Source organism: Ruegeria sp. AI2 (assembly GCF_056541275.1).
On the sequence record NZ_JBQFYB010000098.1, the window covers coordinates 1 to 525 of the forward strand.

Below are 525 nucleotides of genomic sequence, written 5' to 3' on the forward strand. Positions count from 1 at the left end.
GCGCACAAATTCTAAGATGCTGACACCATATTCAGACTTAAACGTCCGCTGCAGCGACCGGCGGTTGCGGCAGAATTTGTCCTCAAGCTGCCCTGTGGTCAGATCGCAACTGAGGTTGTCGAGAATATACAGCCGCATATCTTCGGCCTTGCGGCGACCATCTACCTGACCGGCCATATCCAAACGATGGCTGTTTTTCTCCTCTGACATATTGCGCAAGACTTCGATGCCTTTGGACATGCGGTACAATCCCAATTGCTGCTGGCTGTCTTCGGGCGGTGGAAGTATGATCTGGGTTGCCAGGCGAATAATGCGCGCGCTCGGGGTCCACAAAGTGGCGGAGTATGTGTCGATCTTTGGCATAGCCGGGATCATCGCCGGTACAGAAGAGACGGCGTCTTCTTCGACATCGACTTCTGGCTGAAACTGACTGAACCAGTCCAACTGCCCCGCGATGGCAAGTTTGCGTAGTGGTGCCCCAGATGACTCCAGATACTGCACCTGCGCCGTGGACCTGTCGGCAAT

1 protein-coding gene is annotated in these 525 nt (G+C 54.9%); it reads right to left on the reverse strand.

All coding sequences use genetic code 11. The features are described 5' to 3' along the window. On the reverse strand, positions 1-525 hold a 525-nt coding region (locus ACR0LL_RS21365; protein WP_480589354.1), incomplete at both ends, for a helix-turn-helix transcriptional regulator.